This is a genomic window from Mycobacteriales bacterium (assembly GCA_035533475.1).
Classification (GTDB): Bacteria; Actinomycetota; Actinomycetes; order DATLTS01; family DATLTS01; genus DATLTS01.
In genome coordinates this window covers 1-17,876 of sequence record DATLTS010000009.1, presented here as the reverse complement: position 1 = coordinate 17,876, position 17,876 = coordinate 1, and the positions used below count along the sequence as shown (strand labels likewise).

The 17,876-nt window shown below is 70.5% G+C and carries 17 protein-coding genes, 1 pseudogene and 1 riboswitch; of the genes and pseudogenes, 7 read left to right on the top strand and 11 right to left on the bottom strand.

Annotated features, from left to right (window positions below; translation table 11 throughout):
* The first annotated feature begins 13 nt into the window (after positions 1–13).
* The 3 genes from VNG13_01015 to VNG13_01005 all read left to right on the top strand — a co-directional run bounded on the left by VNG13_01015 (position 14) and on the right by VNG13_01005 (position 2,676).
* Positions 14–1,432, top strand: coding sequence for an aldehyde dehydrogenase family protein (locus tag VNG13_01015; GenBank protein HVA59102.1), 1,419 nt, complete (start codon positions 14–16; stop codon positions 1,430–1,432).
* 51 nt (positions 1,433–1,483) lie between these two features.
* A complete protein-coding gene (locus VNG13_01010) occupies positions 1,484–1,960 on the top strand; it encodes a ribose-5-phosphate isomerase (GenBank protein HVA59101.1) in 477 nt (158 codons plus the stop codon).
* Between the two features lie 221 nt (positions 1,961–2,181).
* Entirely contained in the window at positions 2,182–2,676 is a 495-nt protein-coding gene (locus tag VNG13_01005; protein ID HVA59100.1) for a glutathione peroxidase, read from the top strand.
* 168 nt (positions 2,677–2,844) lie between these two features.
* Here VNG13_01005 and VNG13_01000 read toward each other — a convergent pair whose 3' ends face one another.
* Genes VNG13_01000 through VNG13_00990 form a run of 3 tightly spaced genes read right to left on the bottom strand, consistent with a single transcriptional unit; the run spans position 2,845 to position 6,089 of the window.
* A complete protein-coding gene (locus VNG13_01000; protein HVA59099.1) occupies positions 2,845–3,414 on the bottom strand; it encodes a hypothetical protein in 570 nt (189 codons plus the stop codon).
* The gene (locus VNG13_00995; protein HVA59098.1) at positions 3,411–4,694 is read right to left on the bottom strand and encodes a hypothetical protein; all 1,284 of its coding nucleotides are present in this window, start codon (positions 4,692–4,694) and stop codon (positions 3,411–3,413) included. The genes VNG13_01000 and VNG13_00995 overlap by 4 nt, the downstream gene beginning before the upstream one ends.
* A gap of 9 nt (positions 4,695–4,703) precedes the next feature.
* The gene (locus tag VNG13_00990; protein HVA59097.1) at positions 4,704–6,089 is read right to left on the bottom strand and encodes an MBOAT family protein; all 1,386 of its coding nucleotides are present in this window, start codon (positions 6,087–6,089) and stop codon (positions 4,704–4,706) included.
* A 250-nt stretch (positions 6,090–6,339) separates the two neighbouring features.
* Positions 6,340–6,442: riboswitch (cyclic di-AMP (ydaO/yuaA leader) on the top strand.
* 17 nt (positions 6,443–6,459) lie between these two features.
* On the opposite strand from VNG13_00990, the gene VNG13_00985 reads away from it, so the two are divergent.
* Positions 6,460–7,647, top strand: coding sequence for a M23 family metallopeptidase (locus VNG13_00985; GenBank protein ID HVA59096.1), 1,188 nt, complete (start codon positions 6,460–6,462; stop codon positions 7,645–7,647).
* A 44-nt stretch (positions 7,648–7,691) separates the two neighbouring features.
* On the opposite strand, the pseudogene VNG13_00980 reads toward VNG13_00985, so the two are convergent.
* The 8 genes and pseudogenes from VNG13_00980 to VNG13_00945 form a co-directional block, all read right to left on the bottom strand.
* Positions 7,692–7,805: pseudogene (locus VNG13_00980) on the bottom strand (type II toxin-antitoxin system RelE/ParE family toxin).
* Positions 7,806–7,827: 22 nt separating this feature from the next.
* Positions 7,828–8,076: a type II toxin-antitoxin system prevent-host-death family antitoxin gene (locus tag VNG13_00975; protein ID HVA59095.1), complete on the bottom strand. Its 249-nt coding sequence runs from the start codon at positions 8,074–8,076 to the stop codon at positions 7,828–7,830.
* Between the two features lie 400 nt (positions 8,077–8,476).
* On the bottom strand, positions 8,477–9,178 hold the full coding sequence (locus VNG13_00970; GenBank protein HVA59094.1) for a hypothetical protein: 702 nt from the start codon (positions 9,176–9,178) through the stop codon (positions 8,477–8,479).
* Entirely contained in the window at positions 9,175–9,321 is a 147-nt protein-coding gene (locus VNG13_00965; GenBank protein HVA59093.1) for a hypothetical protein, read from the bottom strand. Before VNG13_00965 ends, VNG13_00970 begins: the two co-directional genes overlap by 4 nt.
* Before the next feature lie 153 nt (positions 9,322–9,474).
* On the bottom strand, positions 9,475–10,008 hold the full coding sequence (locus VNG13_00960; GenBank protein HVA59092.1) for a CmcI family methyltransferase: 534 nt from the start codon (positions 10,006–10,008) through the stop codon (positions 9,475–9,477).
* A gap of 551 nt (positions 10,009–10,559) precedes the next feature.
* The gene (locus tag VNG13_00955) at positions 10,560–11,687 is read right to left on the bottom strand and encodes a hypothetical protein (GenBank protein HVA59091.1); all 1,128 of its coding nucleotides are present in this window, start codon (positions 11,685–11,687) and stop codon (positions 10,560–10,562) included.
* 229 nt (positions 11,688–11,916) lie between these two features.
* Positions 11,917–13,197 carry a PASTA domain-containing protein gene (locus VNG13_00950; GenBank protein ID HVA59090.1) on the bottom strand — a complete coding sequence of 427 codons (1,281 nt, stop codon included), beginning with the start codon at positions 13,195–13,197 and terminating at the stop codon, positions 11,917–11,919.
* Positions 13,194–13,691 (bottom strand): SigE family RNA polymerase sigma factor, encoded by a 498-nt coding sequence (locus VNG13_00945; GenBank protein ID HVA59089.1) that lies wholly within the window; start codon positions 13,689–13,691, stop codon positions 13,194–13,196. Before VNG13_00945 ends, VNG13_00950 begins: the two co-directional genes overlap by 4 nt.
* 1,740 nt (positions 13,692–15,431) lie before the next feature.
* On the opposite strand from VNG13_00945, the gene VNG13_00940 reads away from it, so the two are divergent.
* The 3 genes from VNG13_00940 to VNG13_00930 all read left to right on the top strand — a co-directional run.
* The gene (locus tag VNG13_00940; GenBank protein HVA59088.1) at positions 15,432–15,725 is read left to right on the top strand and encodes a hypothetical protein; all 294 of its coding nucleotides are present in this window, start codon (positions 15,432–15,434) and stop codon (positions 15,723–15,725) included.
* Positions 15,726–15,882: 157 nt separating this feature from the next.
* On the top strand, positions 15,883–17,196 hold the full coding sequence (locus VNG13_00935) for a hypothetical protein (protein ID HVA59087.1): 1,314 nt from the start codon (positions 15,883–15,885) through the stop codon (positions 17,194–17,196).
* Positions 17,197–17,631: 435 nt separating this feature from the next.
* The coding region (locus VNG13_00930) for a type IV toxin-antitoxin system AbiEi family antitoxin domain-containing protein (GenBank protein HVA59086.1) at positions 17,632–17,876 on the top strand (245 nt) is incomplete at its 3' end.

The following is a 17,876-nucleotide window of genomic DNA, read 5'->3' as shown; positions in this document are numbered from 1 at the left end:
CGAGGAGGCCGGGATGGATGTCCGCGAGCACATCTACGTCGACGGTAGCTGGGCCCGACCGAGCGGCCCGGAGACGGGCGAGGTCGAGAACCCCAGCACCGAGCAGGTGATCGGGTCGACGCCGGCCGGCTCGGCCCGGGACGTCGACACCGCCGTGGCGGCCGCCCGCCGGGCATTTCCCGGCTGGGCGGCGACGAGCCCGGAGGAGCGCGCGAAGTACCTCGACCGGTTGGCGCAGGCGCTCGCCGGTCGCGCCGAGCTGATCGCCCGGACGATCAGCCTCGAGATGGGTGCGCCGCTGAAGCTGTCCACCACCGTGCAGGCCGGCCTGCCGATCGCCGTGCTCGGCTCCTACGCCCAGCTGCTCCCCGGCTACCCGCTGGAGGAGGAGATCGGGAACTCGCTGGTCGTTCGGGAGCCGGTGGGCGTCGTCGCCGCGATCACCCCGTGGAACTACCCGCTGCACCAGGTGGTCGCCAAGCTGGCGCCCGCGCTGGCCGCCGGCTGCACGGTCGTGCTCAAGCCGAGCGAGATCGCGCCGCTGTGCGCCTACCAGCTCGCCGACGCGGTGCACGAGGTCGGGCTGCCGCCCGGGGTCTTCAATCTCGTGCCCGGCACCGGCGCGGTCGTCGGCGAGGCGCTGGCCGCGCATCCGGACGTGGACATGGTGTCGTTCACCGGCTCCACCCGGGCCGGCCGGCGGGTCTCGGAGCTCGCCGCGGCGACGGTCAAGCGGGTCGCCCTCGAGCTCGGCGGCAAGTCGGCGAACGTCATCCTCACCGATGCGGACCTGCCGAAGGCGGTCAAGGTCGGGGTGGCCAACGCGTTCGTCAACTCCGGCCAGACCTGCACCGCCTGGACCCGGATGCTCGTGCACGCCGATCGCTACGACGAGGCTGTGCGGCTCGCGGCCGAGTCGGCGCTCGGCTACCGGGTCGGCGACCCGTTCGACGAGGCCACCCGGCTCGGCCCGCTGGTGTCGTCGGCCCAACGCGACCGGGTTCGTGGCTACATCCAGCAGGGTCTCGCCGAGGGCGCCCGGCTGGTCGTCGGCGGCGGCGACCCCCCGGCCGAAACCGAACGGGGCTACTTCGTCTCGGCGACCGTCTTCGCCGACGTGACCCCGGCCATGACCATCGCCCAGGAGGAGATCTTCGGTCCGGTGCTGTCCATCCTGCGCTACCGGGACGAGGAGGAGGCGCTGGCGATCGCCAACGACTCCCGCTACGGCCTGGCCGGCGCGGTTTGGTCCGCGGACGAGAGCCGGGCGATCGGGTTCGCGCGGCGGATGCGGACCGGGCAGGTCGACATCAACGGCGGGCGGTTCAATCCGCTGGCCCCGTTCGGAGGCTTCAAGCAGTCCGGGCACGGCCGCGAGCTCGGCCGGTACGGGCTGGAGGAGTTCCTCCAGCCGAAGGCGATGCAGCGCTGACCGGCCTGGCTCGGTAGACGGCGCCCGCTGGGTGCATGTCACACTCCCCGCGTGCGCGTCTACCTCGGATCGGACCACGCCGGTTTCGCCCTGAAGGCTCGGCTCTTCGACCGGCTCGTCGAGCTCGGGCACGAGCCGGTCGACTGCGGCCCGGCCGCGCTCGACCCGGACGACGACTACCCGCCCTACGTGCTGCGCGCGGCGGCGGCGACGGCGGCCGATCCGGGCAGCCTCGGCATCGTCATCGGGGGCTCCGGCAACGGGGAGGCGATCGCCGCGAACAAGGTCGCCGGGGTGCGCTGCGCGCTCGCGTTCAGCGAGGAGACCGCCCGGCTCGGCCGGGAGCACAACGACGCCAACGTCGTCAGCCTGGGCGCCCGGATGTATCCCGAGGACGACGCGGTGCGGTTCGCCGAGATCTTCCTCGCCACCGCGTTCAGCGGCGGCGAGCGGCACGTTCGCCGGCTCGCCGAGCTGGCCGGCTACGAGGGATCCGGGGAACTGCCTGCGTTGCCCGGCGGATCCTGAGCCTCCGCCGGTTCGGGTTGGGCCGGCGGGCGGGGGCGGGAGACGTCGCGGGCCCGCATCGCGCCGCTCACCCCGACCTGCGATGGTCCTCCGCCGACCATGCCGGCGCCCTCGCCGCGACCCGCCCGCCCCTCAGCCATGCGCCCAGGGTATGCGGGTGAGCGGGCCCCGGCCACGGCCCGTCGATATCGTGGAGAGCCCGCAGCGGAACGAAGGTGCCCATGTCCGTGTTCGAGATCCCCCTCACCACCCTCGACGGCCGTCCCGGGTCGCTGGCCGAGTACCGGGGCAAGGCCCTGCTCGCCGTCAACGTCGCGTCCCGCTGCGGGCTGACCCCGCAGTACGCCGGACTCCAGAAGCTGCACGACACCTACGCGGAGCGCGGCTTCGCCGTGCTCGGCTTCCCCTGCAACCAGTTCCTCGAGCAGGAACCCGGGACCGCGGACGAGATCCGGGACTTCTGCACCACCAACTACGCGGTGACTTTCCCGCTCTACGCCAAGCTCGAGGTCAACGGACCGGACCGGCACCCGCTCTACGCCGAGCTCACCGAGGCCCCCGACGGGGAGGGCGTTGCCGGCGACGTCCAGTGGAACTTCGAGAAGTTCCTGCTCGCGCCGGACGGCAGCGTGGCAGCCCGGTTCCGTCCGCGGGTCGAGCCGGAGGACCCGGCGCTCGTTACAGCTGTCGAGCGTCTGCTTCCCGCGGCGGGCTAGGCGCACCGCGCCGACCGAACCGCCACAGCCCCCGAACCCGCGCCGACCGAACCGCCGCAGCCCCCGAACCCGCGCCGAGTGGGCGGTTGTGCTCACGGGCCACGCACCGAGTGGGCGGTTGTGTCGGGGCAATCCGCCCACTCGACCTCGCCCGGGGGCCGGCGGCGGTCAGCCGAGGGTCGCCGGGACGCGGACGCTGGCCAGGATCAGCTCGGTGAGCTGGGGCTGCCCAACCGGAGGCGCGACCTCGACCAGCACGTAGCCGCTCACCGTGTTGTCGCCGGCGATGATGATCAGCAGGTTGTGCAGCAGCGGTCCGGTTCCGCGCAGTCGTGAGGTGAACGCGGTCCGGGTGGGGGAGAGTCGCCGGATGCTGCGCGCACCGGTTTGGCCGAGGATCTCGTCCGGATCCGGGATGCCGTTCGCCGACCCGGTGGTGATCAGGCCCCGGTCGACGCAGGCGGAGCAACTGTTCACTTCGACGTAGACCGAGGAGATCAAGTCCGGCGCGGTGTAGGTGACGAACCCGTCGGCGGGCCCGTTCACCGTTCGCCGGGCCCGCCAGCCGGTGGGGGCCAGAAAGCTCACGCCGAGCAACTTCTCCGGAGCCAGGGGCACGGCCGTGGCGGAGACGGTCGGTCGAGGCGTCGCCGGGGGCCGGACCGCCGGGTGCCCCCCGCAGCCGGCCAGGGTGACCGCTGCGACCGACAGCAGTGTGGCCAACCGGAGCGCGGTCACGAGCCGCCCGCGCCCGGTCCGAGGTCGCGGGCGAGCGCGTCGAGCGCGGATGGCGCCAGTAGCTTGAGGTAGCCGTTGGCGTAGGACCGCTCGACCGCCTCGAGGATGACGACCCGCGATCCGCGGATGAGTTGCGCTAGCCCCGCCGGGTGGGCTGCGGCGGTCTGGTTGTCCACGATCAGCAGATCGGACCAGAACGGTTCGACCTGGAGGATCGCCTCCCGGGTGTAGGAGTCGGCGATTATGAGCACCGGCGCCGGGTAGAGCGCGGCGCCGGTGCTGCTGGAGCGGTATTCGGCGACCGGGAGCCCGTCGACCAGCCGCCGCTGGACCGCCCCCGCCGCCACCCCGGGTCGATCCACGACCCAGTTGTCGTAGGTGTTGGTCTGCGGCACACCGAGCAGGCGGGTCAGGTCTCCGATCGGGCTGACCGGGCCGACATCGCGCAAGGTGGTGTCGTTCAGCAGCTGGGGATCCACCGTGGCGGCCAGCCGCTCGGCGTAGACGGCTTCGCCGACTGCGGTCCAGTGCGTGTCCCGCAGGCGGTAGATGGGCACCCCGGCGCGTGCCTGCGCGGCGAGCAGCGGCCCGCGGAGGTCGACATATCCGGCCGGCGGGCTCGCTGCCAGTTCGGCCCAGAACGCCCGCTGGGCGGGCGGGCCGCAGTTCTTCAGCGGGAACGACCCGGGCAGGTACTGCGGCTCCATGAACGACTTGTCCGGGCCGACGAACATCGCGTAGCGGGCGCCGGTCCCGGTGATCAGCCCGGCCAGTCGGTCTGCGGCCGCGCGGGTCTGCGCGAAGCTCGCCAGCGGCTGGCAGGCGTAGCTGAAGTCGTCGTTGAAGAACAGCCAGCTGTCACGGCCGACGACGACGCGGCTGACCTGAACGGCACTCGCGCCGGGCTGGTTCCCGATCGGCAGCCCGGCGGAGTTCTCGCCGAAGGTGGGTGGCTCGCCGAAGACGTGCTGGGAGATCGCGGTGTCCGCTCGCACGGCGTCGTTGCGCAGCGGGAGATGGTCGATCGCCCAGGTGGACAGCTCCGGGAAGAACCGCCAGCCGTCGGAGAACGACGGGAAGCCGACCAGCCGCTTGTTCTCGAAGCCGGTCGCCCGCACCCCCAGGGCGGCCGCGACCGCCGGCACGAAGAAGAAGGCCACGGCGAGTCCGCAAAGCACCCGCCGGGCCGACGGCCACCGGCGCACCCGCGGCGGCGCGCCGCCCTGCGCCGGGGGCGCGAGCGGCTCGGGTGGGTCGTCGACCCTGTGGCTGGTGGTCACGTCGTCCTTCTAGAAGCGGAAGTACAGGAAGGGGCTGAACGTGCCGGCGGCGGCGAGCAGCGCCGCGTACGGGGCGGCGACCCCGCTGTAGGCGAGCCGGGCCAGCCGGCTGGTCCGGTTGCCTCCGGCGGGCTCTAGGAAGCGGCCCATGACGAACGACCGGGGCATGAGCACCACACCGAGGAAGAGCAGGAAGACCAGGGTGGTGCGGTGATCCAGGATTCCGTCGAGGACGTGCGAGGTCGCGGCCAGGCGGGGGACGAACATCAGTCGCAGCATGCCGACCGCCTGGGTCAGGCTGGTCGCCCGGAAGAGCACCCAGCCGACGATTACGATCAGCAGCGTGGCGGCCCGCCGCAGCGGCTGCCAGTGCCCGGCGTCGATCCGCGCCAACCCGGTGGCGCGTTCGATGACGAGCCAGGTGCCGTGGTAGAGCCCCCAGATCAGGAACGTCCAGTTCGCCCCATGCCAGAAACCGGTGAGCGCGAAGACGATGTAGAGGTTGAGGTAGGTCCGGGCTCCGCCGCGCCGGTTTCCGCCGAGCGGGATGTAGAGGTAGTCGCGAAACCACCGGGACAGCGACATGTGCCAGCGCCGCCAGAAGTCGGTGATGCTCACCGCCGAGTACGGACGGTTGAAGTTTTCCGGTAACCGGAACCCGAACATCCGGCCCAGTCCGATCGCCATGTCGGAGTAGCCGGAGAAGTCGAAATAGATCTGGATCGTGTACGCGAGCGCGCCCAGCCACGCGGTTCGGGTGTCGAGCGCGGACAGGCCCGCCCCGAAAGCGGGGTTCGCGATCCGCGCCACCGTGTCGGCGACGACGACCTTCTTCGCCAGCCCCAGCGCGAACCGCGGGAAGCCTTCGGTGAAGTCGCTGATCCGCGGCCGGATGACGTCGGGTAGCTGGTCGGAGATCTCGTGGTAGCGGACGATCGGCCCGGCGATGAGCTGCGGGAACATCGCGACGTAGGTGGTGAAGGCGACCGGGCTGCGCTGCGCCGGCCGGTTGCGCCGGTAGACGTCCACGACGTAGCTCAAATGGTGGAACGTGAAGAAGGAGATGCCGATCGGCAGGACAAAGGTGAGGATCGGCACCGCATGGTCGAACGTGTGAACCTGGCGCGAGACGAAGTCGGCGTACTTCCAGACGGCGAGTAGCCCGAGGTCCGCGATGATCGCCACGAGGAGCAGCCCCGCCCGGGCGCGGTTCCGGCCGCGCAGCCGGTCGCTGTCGATCGCCACGCCGAGCGCGAAGTTGAGCGCGATGCAGCCGATGAGGAACAGGACGAAACGGCCGGCCCCCCAGGCGTAGAAGAGCAGGCTCGAGGCGGCGAGCAGGCCGTTGCGCCATCGCCGGGGCAGCAGCCAGTAGGCCGCCAGGACGAGCGGCATGAAGTACCAGAGAAAAACCGGAGAAGAAAAGGACATACCGGATCGATCAGGCTGTGATGGGGTTCCGGCGCATCTTAGCCGCCACCATAGCTGCGCCGGCCGTGGTCCCGGTGCCTCCGCCGCGCGGGCATTCCGACCCCCATGGACAGCGCGCCCACCGTTCCGTAGGGTCGCCCGGACCATCCATTCGTCCACGCCCGGCCGGCCGCCCAATCCTGCCTCCGGCCCCCGGCGCGAGCATTCGGCAGGAGCGGGGGACCCAGGTCCTTCGGCCGCTAGCGCGGCCTGGGGTGAAGCCACCTGCACCGGTGGCCGGGCAGTACCTTCCGCCCGAACCCGACAGCTAACCCCGTCGGCGTGGAGGCAAGCCGTGCGAAACCGTCGGGGTCGGTTCGGCCTGCCGCAAGCTCGGCCCCGGCTCGTGCTCGGCATGGTCGCCGCGGCGTTCCTGATGCTCTTCGCCGCCACCGCGGAGGCTGGCGTCGGGACCGCGCCGTCGGCGACCCAGATGCGGATCACCGCACCGGCCACGGTGACCTGGGGCGCCGGTGCGCAGGTCGAGGGTCAGCTCACCGTGGCCGGCCGGCTGGCGATGTCGAATCGCGATGTGGAGTTCGTCAGCCGCCCGGTCGGGAGGGGATCGTGGCGCACCGCGGGCTGGGCCCGGACCGATTCCGGCGGCTGGGCGAAGATCAGCGTGCGCTCGATCACCGAGGCGACCCAGTTCGGCGTGTCCTATCCGGGGGTCGACGGCGTCGGCGGCTCCCGAGAGGTGACCACCGTCGTGCACGTCATCGACCTGGTCCCCGCCGCGCCGAGGGGGGCCGGGTACGGCGCTCTGGTCCGGCTTTCCGGCGGGCTCACGGAGGACGGGCGTGGCCTCGCCTCCGAGCGCGTCCAGTTCGTCTTCCGAAACGACCGGCGCTCCCCGTGGGGGCCGGCCCGGTGGGCGGCTACCAACAGCGCCGGGTGGGCCCGGATGTCCGGGCGCTTCACCCGGTCGTTCCAGGTCGGAATCCGGTTTCCGGGCAGCGGTCGGTTGGCCGCGTCGCCGCTCGCGGTGGCGACGGTGCGGATCGAGCCGCGACCCGCGGCCCGGCGGACGTCGGCCCCGACCCTGCGGTTCGTGTTCCCGTTCCGGCAACCGTCGGTCGCCCTGCCGGCCGGCTCCTGGACCCAGGACCAGGGGGTGGACGTCGGGACCCAGGGCAACGTGTGCGGCTCGACGGCGATCCTGGTCGCGGTGGGCGACGGGACTGTCGTTCAGGAGGGGATCGCCGGGTTCGGGCCGAGCGCCCCGGTGCTCGAGCTCAGCGACGGCCCTTTCGCCGGGCGCTACGTCTACTACGGCCACACCGGCCCCGACTTCGTTGGGGTCGGTGCGCGGGTGACGGCCGGCGAGCCGATCAGCCAGGTTGGCTGCGGCGACGTCGGGAACTCGTCCGCCCCGCATCTCGAGATCGGCGTCAGCGAACCCGGAGGTCCGACCTGCTGCCCGGGCTTCAACGCGACGAGCGGTCAGATGTACCGGCAGCTGGTGGCGTCGGACCCGCGATGACCGGGCACCGAGGGTCCGGCGTCCGCTGCGCGACCGGGGTCACCCTAACGGTCGTACGCTTCGCGACCGTGGCGGACGGCGATGATGAGCACGAGCAGCACGTCGTCCTGGATCTGGTAGATGACGCGGTGGTCACCGGTGCCTACCCGCCACAACCGTGGCGCAACTCGACCCGGTGGCTCACGTCAAGCCAAGCTCGGCCTTGACGACCTCCCACGGTATCGACTCGCCGTCCTCCTCGACGGCCGCGTGGGCGGGGGCGATGTCTTCGGCGTCTTCTAGGGCTTCGACGGCGCGATCGTAGAACTCTGCGGTCACCAGGGCGGCGATCCGCCTGCCGTGGCGGGTGATGAACACCGGCTCGCGGCTCGCGGTGGCCAGCGCGTCGGAGAAGTGTTCGCGGGCATCGGTCGCCGTCATCTCGCTCATGGGCATATGTACGAAACCGCGGTTTCTGCGTCAGCGTCGCGCGTGGAAGACCGCAGCCAACAACTGCGCGTGGCCGTCGAGGTCGGCTTGCGTCGACACCGCGCAAGGCGCCACCATCGACATCGGGACCCCGCTCGCGTCGGCCTGGGCCGGGGCCATCCGGACCCCGGCTCGCGGCTGCGGCCTGGGGCGGTCGGCACGTTCAGGCTCGCCACGATCAACCGAAGCCGTGGCTCACAGTCCAGTTCCGGCGACCCGCACGGTGCCGATTGCGCTGAGCCGGTAGGCGACCGTGATCGAACCGGACATTGCGCAGGGCGCGCATGGTTCGCCGAAGGCACCGGCGGCAATCGGCCAGGCTGATACCCACAATCGCGGGTTCCAGATCGCGCAAAGGCAGTTAGGGATTGCTGATGCTCGGCGAGGGCGTTGGGGACCCTGATGCTGTTGGGGTGCCGCCTGGTTTCGGGGCGACGCGAGCGGTGGCCGATCCGGTGCCGCGCCCGGGGCGGATCCCGCAGGAGCCGATCTCCCCGACCGTGATCTGGTAGGTCCCGGCGTTGGCGTATGTGTGAGCTACCGACTGGCTGTTCGAGTTCGGCCCGGACTCCGGGAATGCGGGGCAGGCGACGTGAACCTGGAAATGTTGCGTCTGCCCGTCGCCGAAGTTCACGTAGCTGATGAAGGGGATCCCGCCGTCCCGGTCGTAGCCGCGCGCGGTGATCGTCACGGTCTGCCCGGCGACCGGGTGTGACGGGCTCACGCCGACCAGGACCGTGATCACGACAGGCGAGGTGTCGGGAGGAGCGGTCGAGGATCCGGTGACAATTGGCGGCGCCGCGGTTGTCTGCCCGGTCGCTGCGCCTGGCGGCGTGGGCGTGCCGGCTCCGGGAAAAGTCTGCGGGGCGTGGGTGGCAGACGGTGCCGGCGCGGCGGTGCTAGGCGAAGGTCCAGCGGTTTGGGTTGCCGGTGGCGCCGCGGTCCGCAGCGTGCTGCGCGCTCCGCCACCCGCAAATGTCAGCGTCAGGCCGGCTACCGAGCACGCGGCCAGTAGTCCGACCGCGCCGGCGGCCATGTGATTGCGGACCCAATCCTCGCTCACCGTGCCTGCTTCCCGGGCTGGCTCCGAACCTGCTGAGGGGACGCTTCCTCGACCAGATCCCAAGGCTCGATGAACGCGCCGGTGAGCAAGTAGGCGGTCCGACGCAACGCCGCCGCCCGGGCGACAACGAACTGGTCGAACATGTCCGTCCCTCCCGGGTCCACGTAGGCCTCCCACCGCTTAGATGGCCTGGACCCCGGCAAGGTTCCCACTCGACCTTCGACCCTATGACCGTCCCACCAGACCAGCCACCCAAACTCGAGACCCTGGGCGGGTGATAACGACCGATCTCGGGCTCATCCGACTCGTTGCAGGTATCCGCGTGGGTTGAAGGTCATCAGGAACCGATGCTGGCTTTCGTCAATGACGAAGTCGTCATGGGCGGATAGGAAGGCGTCGACCGCCTCCATCGGGCCGAGACCGAAGGCGGGGAGCGCCGGATGGCCGTTGACGTTGGTGTCCTCCACGATCAAGTATGAGCCGACGCTCACCAGCGGTGCGTAGCGACGAAGCTCCTCGGCGACGTGTCGCTGGGAGTGATCGCTGTCCAGAATTACCAGGTCGGACCCTCCCGCTTCGGCGGTCAGGTTCTTGACCTCATCGACGATCGTGGCCTCGGTCGAGGAGCCGGTGAGGTAGCTGATCCGAGGATGGGCCGGGCGCGGGCGTGCACCGTCGATGTCGATGCTGACGATGTGACCGGTGCCGAAAATGTCGCATAGGTCGACCAGGTAGTAGGCACTGCCGCCGTGCGCCGTGCGGGTTTCCACGATCAGCGCCGGGCGCACCTCGTGCAGGATCTGCTGGTAGCGCACAGGTCCAGTGGACACTTCCACACCGGCACGCCGCGGTAGTGGGTGGCGCGCCAAGTCCGATCGGCCGAATGGTAGTAGGCACGGTGAAACTGGCGGACAATCATGTTTTGGACGGCCGTGCTCGGTGGCTCGTTCTGGCCTAGTGGCCCATGCTGCGCCTCAAACGCTGTCAGGGCGGCCTGTTCAACCAGCGCCCGATCGGGCCAGGTCGACGTTCCCGCGGCCGGCCGCTGGGCGAGTTCGACGAAACGCCGCAGCGCGAACCCGTCGACAGCGGAGATCAGACGGAACCGAAGCCGGGGCGGTAGCCAAGTCGACCGAAGCCCCCGTTCGTATGTAACCATCCAGTCACTTTCCCTAGCGAGCCGCCGACCGGTCCAACCCCAGGCAAAGACTGATGAGCACGTGCCGGTCAACCTATCTTGCCGGCTGACGTTGCGAACGCGGAAGAGCCGCTCGGTCCCGCCTCGGCAGCCCAGCGTGGGGACCGTAACCGCCAATACGCTGGCCGCTACGAAGCGGTGCTCGATGCCGCGCGCCACACCCGTCGATCCAGGGCGATTCCTTCACCACGCGATGGGAGGGGCTGAGATGTATGTCTGCGTGGTGACGGGGATCGGGTGGACGGTGCCCGTCATGCTGAGCCAGACGGCGCCGACCGCAAGTTCCTCGTTCGATGGTCCGATGACGAGCACCCGGTCGCCGCTCTGGTCGGGGTTCAGGGCGGACTGCGGGTAGGAGTCACCGGCTACCGGGACCGGCACCTGCCAGAGAAGCGTGGAGCCGTCAGAGGTGTACTGGGCGACGACACCGTGTCCGTCGCTTGGGTTTCCGGCGCCGGCCGAGAAGCATTGCGCGAAGGCGGCCAGCCCGCGGGCGTCGAACGCGACCGACGCGAGCAGGCAGTAGGCCCCTTCTGACTGGTTGACGTAGACCGGCAGCAGGGCCACCCGGGTCGCCATCTGGCTGACCGTGACCGAGCGGCCGGCGGGCACGATCGTGTAGCCGTAGAGGCGTCCATGGGTGTTCAGGCTCAAATAGGCGGCTACGGCGATTCGGCGACTGTCCCGGCTCCAGGACATGTTGTTGATTGCGCTGCCGGCCACGTTCACCGTGTACTGGCGCCCGTCGCTCAGGCTGCGGACGACGACATGCCGGAGCCCACGGGCACCGGTCACACAGGGTCCGGTCAGGTAGGCGATCCAGGCGCGATCCGGCGAGGGGGACGGAGCCGACACAGTCGCATCCGGCCCGACCTCCAGCACCCGCACGGCCGGGCCGCCGGAGCGCGGAATCCGGTACACCGCACCACCACAGGAATGCGGCACCACACTCCCCGCGTCGTGACCGCGCAGCTGGGGCTGCGGGCTGGTCGCGTACCAGATCTCCCCGTCCGAGCCGCGGCTGAAGCCGGTGAAAACCACCCCGCCGGGTCGAGGGGGGGCTGGCGGGGCGCCGAGGCGCGCGGCCAGCGGCAGCGTCTGGCTCACCCGGGTCAGGACCCGCACCAGCGCCCCGGTCCCGACCGAGAACACTTCCAGTGACTGCACAGCGGACCCGCCGCGGGTCGAGGACTCAACCGCTAACACCGTCGGCGGCACCGGGGCCGCGCGGTTGCTCGCGAGCAGGGCCACGGCGGCCGCGACCGCGGCGCCCGCCCCGCCGACTCCCAGCCAACGCAGCGAGGTACGCACACCGCGATCCTCGCACCGCGATGACGCCTCACGGCCCATCGACCCGCGGCAGAAGTGTCCACCGGCCTCGCTTGCAGATGTGGCATGCGCCCAATGTGCCGATCACACCCGGGTCGCTGATCACCCGTCGGGCCCGCGGGAATCGCCGACAGCCAGCCGCCCGGATCCGGCTCCCGGCGGCTGCCTGGGGAGCGCGTTCAGGCTCGCCACGATCGAGCGAAGCCGTGGCTCATAGTCCAGTGCCGGCGACCCGCACGGTGCCGATTGCGCTGAGCCGGTAGGCGACGTCGCCGAGGGCGAACCCGCCGCCGCCGCTGCCGTCAACCGCGAAGGTGGAGTAGGCGTACCGTCCGGTCGGTTCCGGCCCGACGTTGGTGCACACGAAGCACGTCATCGGCGTCGCGGAAACCAGTTCGACCACAAAGACCTGCTGGGCGGACGCCGGAGAGGGTTGGGTCGGCTGACCCTCCAGACGCCACCACTGACCCCAGGTGGTTTCGGTCCAGACCGCGGTGGCGGCCGGGTGCGGCTGCACGGCGTGTTGGGACAGGTTCAGCGCGGCACGCCACACCGCGGCCGGGGTTCCCGGGCCCTCGGTGGGAGTGCCGCCAACCACCTGAAGTTGCACGACCCCGCCCACCGGTTCGTAGCTGCCCGCGGCGGGGCTCTGTGCGACGACTCGCCCGGACGGCGCCGACCCAGGCACCGTGACCGCCCGGGCCGCGTATCCGAGCAGGGTCAACTCCTTGACCGCTGAGCTGTAGCTCAGCCCCAGGACATTGGGCACGTCGCTATGTGTCGCGGGAAATCGGGCCGCGGCGATGACTGCTCGCAGCGTCGCGGTCGTCTGGGCTTCACCGGGCCCGCGGGAGCAGGCCGTTAGCGCGTAGCCCTGATCGCTCGGGCCTCCGACGATGACCGCCGAAAGGGTGATGGTGCCGCCCATGGCCCGGCAGTACGCGCTCGCGTCACTGATCGTCACGCGGGCGGGCCGGCCGTCGACGGTCATGTTCGGCGGACCCGGCAGCACGCTCGAAGCGTCGCGGCTAGTGAACGACGACCACTCGGCGATCACCCCGCCAGCCCGCAGTCCCTGCACCGCGTCTGCCAGGCCGCAGCCGCGTTGCGGCAGGGACCAGCACGGGCCGTCCAGAGCCTGATTGCCGAGGAACGGTCCCGGCCGTCCCGGGCCATGGGTTGCGAACGGGAAGCTACGGACCTGCCAGCCGGCTGGGTATCGAAACACCACGCCGTCCCAGCTGGAGCGCTGGGTCAAGGAAACGCCCGAAGACGACGCACCGACAGTCGAACCGGTTCGCTCCGCGGCAAGCAGCACACTCGGTACGGTGACCGCCGCGATCAGCGCCGACGCGACCAACGCCATGGCCGCGGCACCGGCGCGTCGCCGCCGCCGGGCCGTCCGAGCTACCGCGTCGATGGATACGTCGGCCGGTGGTTGCGGCACCAACTCGTGCAACGCCTGGGACAGCTTCTGCTCGACCGGCGTCACCGAGCCACCTCCTCGTCCACGAGGAACGCCCGAAGCTTCGCCAGCGCTTTCGCGGTCTGGCTCTTGACCGTGCCCACGGAGCAGCCGAGCATCGCGGCAACCTGCGCTTCGGTGAAGTCGTCGTAGAACCGCAACACGACTACGGCCCTTTGCCGGCGAGGCAGCTGCTCGAGGGCTGCGAGCAGCGATCCACGGGTGTCCACCGCGGCGAAGGGGTCGTCACGCACCCGGCCCTCCGGTGGAGCTGCGGTCGGGATCTCACCGGTCCACCGCCGTCGCCACCAGGTCGAGTAGGTGTTCACCATGGCCCGCCTCACGTACGCCGCGGGATCCTCCCGGCGCCGGATCGACCCCCAGCGCAGCCAGGTCTTCGCCAGGGCGGTCTGCACCAGGTCCTCCGCGGTGGGCCAATCGCCGGTCAGCAGCCACGCAGTCCGAAGCAGCGAGCGCGACCGAGCCGCGACGAAGTCGCGGAACCCGTCCGGCTCGCTCATCGGCGGCCCCCTCTCGACTCCCATGAGCTTCGACCACTCAGCGGCCGGAAATGGTTGCTCGCACCGGCCAGACTTCTTGAGCGATCAGGACCTGACGGACCGAACTTGGCGCACCCCGCCCGGTGAATCACGTCAAGATGCGCGCGTAGCTTCCATCGTTCCACCAGAGACGTCAGATCATGTGGCCTCCACGAGACCTAGCGGCAGAACACGGTCACGAGTGGGCTTTCGCGGCTCGTGCTGGTCGGGAGAGGCCGAAGGAACATCGGGTCGTCCCCCTGTTCCGACGTGGCGACCCAGGTGCTCCCGCAGCTCCGTAAGCAGGTGCGCAGGGATCGCCACTGTGCGCCGGCCGGCTCCGACTTCGACGACCCAACCGACCACAAAGCCGAGCTGCGGCGGCTCCTCCTCGCCCGAGACCGCAGCCTCGTCGACGCTGCGACAAGACATGGGCTGCCCCAGGCCGACGAGGAGATCACCCACGCCCGAGACAGGTGCAGCGCCACCAGGAAGCCGCTCAGGATGCGGCGGAAGCAAGCTGGCCGGGCCGTGGCGGATCCCGCCGCACCCACCCCAACTCGACCGCGGCCGAGGCAGCGAACCTTGAACGGGCGCCGCACACCCGGACCCATCAGGCTCGGTCGGCCGGATTAGCAGCCGTCGATGGGCTCGTACCAGTTGGCCTCGTACGCCGTGTCGGGATCGATTATTTCGGCGAAGTACGCGAACGGGGGGATTGGAGGGTGAGAGCGCACCGCCGGACCGCAATTGAACAGCTCGCCCTGCGTCGAATACCTGTACACGCCGACCCACGCGAGTCGGCCCTGGAAGGGTGCGGGCCGGGGCTTCCCAAAATTCGGGCTGTCTGGCCCGAAGCTGTAGGTGAGGTTGGATGTGGTCACGTCACCGTAGCCGAACAGAACGAGTGTGCCAGGTGCCCGAGGGGACGGGTTCCCCGCGGCCGCGTCTACAAGAAGCTTTGCCTGAGCCCTGGTCACACGAGCATGCGCATCCGTCCGGGCGGGTGTGACGACTAGTCGCGTCGGCCCTTCCCCGAACGAATAGGTTCGTGTCACCGCTCTGTCCCCCAAGGCAGTTCGCGCGGGGGCACCGGTGCCCAGGGTTGCCTTCGGCCCCGACGACCCCGCAAGCACCAGCACGGCAGACGTCCCCCCAGCAAGCACAAGGGCCATGCTCAGAACTACCGTGGCGCGACGTCGGCTGCGACGGATTACGGCCCCCCGATGGATCGCAGAAACGGGAGGGGTCGCCGTCCTTTTCGCGGTGACTCCGGCTCGCCTGCTTAACGCGTCACGAATGTCCACTGGACCCCCATGGGCGACCTCTCTCCTCAACGCCGAGGCCGACCAGGTCATGGAACACGAGCGCTGGACGATGACGCGACGGAAGATTCTGCAGACCGCTCGACATCGGTTAGAACCCAGGCTCCACCCTAGCGAGACCGGAGACAGCCCCACGGCGGTCACCGACGCGCTGGCCGTGACGACACGACCGGCCCGTGGCGCCGGTCGGAGTGATACTGAGTCACGACGGGGACGGGGACACGGGTGTGGCTATCGCTCGGTCGGACGCGCGGCGATCGCGGTAGTTTGCGGGCTGTCGTTCATCGCCGCCTGTTTCTCAGCCAAGCCGGTCGCAGCGCCTCCTGCGCCGACGACACCACCAGCTACCGGTATCCCCTCGTCCGCGGCAAGCGCTTGTCCACGCGACCCGCAACGGGTGTCTCAAGGTGACAGCAATGCTGCGTTCGATGCGGTCGTTCGGTATGCCGAGCGGCAGGAACCGGGCCTGGTGGCGCGCCGTCTACGACGCGATCGGGTCGTCCTCGCGCTGGTCGACGAGAGATCTCGTGGCGGCGAGGTACTCGCCCGGTGTGGACCTTCGGTTGCCGGGCGAACGCTCGTTGTCTACACGACACGTACGGATCTTCTGCCAAGTGCGAGCCTGTCCGAGGGCGACTACTTCGTGAGCCGCGAGGAAGGGATCCTCACCGTGTGGAAGCAGGCGCACTAGCAGCCGCGGGCCGAAGTCGCCCGGTCGATGACGCGACGCAGCGGGCCCCTGGTTCGCGGTCGAGCCGCGAAACCCTCCCGTGACGGCATCGGCGCGAGAGCCGGTGGTGGGCCCATCGCGCCGAGCGGCCCGGTTCCGAGCGGCCCGAGGCAACCGGGTGAGGGCTGTTCACGTCGGGATAGATGGGGGCAGCATCGGTGTCGTCGCGAGGGGGTTGGGCCAGGTGCGTTGGTGGCGGGGTCGGTTCGCGCGCGGCCCGGGGGTCCTGCTGCTGTCGGCCCTCCAGCTGGCCGCCCGCGGCGGCGCGGGCCCGCCCCCCCGACAGGCGCTGACGCCGACCGTGCCCCCGTCGCCCGCGACCAGCGTCTCGCCAGGGGCGCCCGCGCCGACGGGGAATGCAGGCTCCGGGCTGGCCGGTGCTTTCGTCATGGACCTGACATGGGTGAGCAGCGCCGACGGATGGGCACTGGCAGCGGCGCCGTGTGCGCGGGGGCTGTGTCCTCGGATCGCGCGCACCGAGGACGGGGGCCGCAGCTGGAGCGAGCTGGCGGACCCGCCCGCGGACCTGCCGGGCGGACAGGTCGACTGCACCGTGCGGGCCTGCGTGAGTGGGCTGCGTTTCGCCAGCGGCACGATCGGATACCTGTTCGGTCCGGCGCTGCTTATGACACGCGACGGCGGGCGGACCTGGACTCCTGTGCCGGGCCCGCCGGTGGAGTCCCTCGAACCGGGCGCGGGGGATGTCGTGCGGGTCGTCTACGACCACACAGGCTGCCCCGGTCCGTGTCACCGCGTGATCGAAGCCGCCCCCGCCGGTTCGAGCGACTGGCGGGTACTTTTCGCGAGCCTGTCCGGCCACGGCCCATCCAGGGCGGTAACTGCCCAGGTGATCCGCGCCGGACCACAGGTCATCTACGTTCCGGTCTACGGCGACCTCGCCGCCGGGGCCGGCAGCGCGCAGGTGGCGGTCTACCGCTCCCGGGACGCCGGGCGAAGCTGGGACTGGCTCGCTGATCCGTGCGGCGGGAGGGGGCCAACCGCTCGCGCCGCTACCGATCTCGCCGCCGCCCCCGGTGGCCTGTGCGCCCCGGCGAGCGGTGCGCCCACTCGGGGCTACACGGTGGTGACCTCCAACGATGACGGCAACACCTGGGGGCCGAGCCGGCCGGTGCCCGCCTCGGCGAGATTCACCCCAGACCTCATCGCCGCCGCGCGTCCGAGCGACCTCGTGATCACGAACAGTCTGATCGCGGGGGGCGGCCCCTACGCCTACCAGCTTGCGGTTTCCACCGACGGCGGCGCGCATTGGGCAACCGTCGTGAACGACCCGGAGCAGATCAGGCCAACCGCGCCCTACGCCTCCTACCTAGGATTCCAGAACGCGTCAGTGGGGCGCTGGATCGGCGACCCGCACACCATCTGGACCACCACCGACGGCGGACGCCACTGGACCAAGCAGCCGTTTCCATAATCGGACCGCATCTGTGGGCTGGGTGACGCGCCCGGCTTCTCAAGGCGGTCTGGCCGCGAGTCACAACCTGAGTTGGACAACGAGCTTGCCGGGCGCGTCTGGTTCAGTGTGCTGCGGTGTGTCCCCCGTCGGCAAGACTGTGATTCAGCCGATCCCCCATGCCCCGTCGGTGCGGTAAGCCCGAGGGTGGCCAACCGGGCCATCACAGGCCGCCGAGCAGCTCGCGCAGCGCCTGGGTGTACGCGTCGAGCGCTGCCCGGCCGTGGAGGCCTGGCGGCTGCCGACGCAGGTCCGAATCGGTGGCAGGAGCCGGGCCAGTCCTCCGACAGTTCGTCAGGCTGATCCGGCGGCTGGAGCTGGCTTGACGGCCCCTTCTGGCCCGAGCTTGAAGGAAATCCTACCCAGGTAGGCGGTATCTGAGTATGATTTCCTTCCATGAGGATGGCAGGAGTCCCGGATCTCCGAGTGCAGCTGGGTGACACGTTCACCTACGGCGAGGCCAAGCAGGCAGGTGTCGGTGACAGGCGTCTGTACGCCTTGCGCGATAGCGGAGAGATCATCTCGCTCGGCGGTGGCGTCTACCGCTGGGCCGACGCGCCGCCCGCCGACTCCGACCTGATCGAGATCGCCGAGCGAGTCCCGCACGCCACGCTGTGCCTGGAGACCGCGCTCGCTCGCCA

What these genes read in the sequence shown, in the direction of transcription:
- VNG13_01015 (HVA59102.1), top strand. Translation starts at nt 14, where the DNA reads ATGGATGTCCGCGAGCACATCTACGTCGACGGTAGCTGGGCCCGACCG.
- VNG13_01005 (HVA59100.1), top strand. Translation starts at nt 2,182, where the DNA reads ATGTCCGTGTTCGAGATCCCCCTCACCACCCTCGACGGCCGTCCCGGG.
- VNG13_00990 (HVA59097.1), bottom strand. Translation starts at nt 6,089, where the DNA reads ATGCCGCTCGTCCTGGCGGCCTACTGGCTGCTGCCCCGGCGATGGCGC.
- VNG13_00975 (HVA59095.1), bottom strand. Translation starts at nt 8,076, where the DNA reads ATGAGCGAGATGACGGCGACCGATGCCCGCGAACACTTCTCCGACGCG.
- VNG13_00965 (HVA59093.1), bottom strand. Translation starts at nt 9,321, where the DNA reads ATGTTCGACCAGTTCGTTGTCGCCCGGGCGGCGGCGTTGCGTCGGACC.
- VNG13_00945 (HVA59089.1), bottom strand. Translation starts at nt 13,691, where the DNA reads ATGAGCGAGCCGGACGGGTTCCGCGACTTCGTCGCGGCTCGGTCGCGC.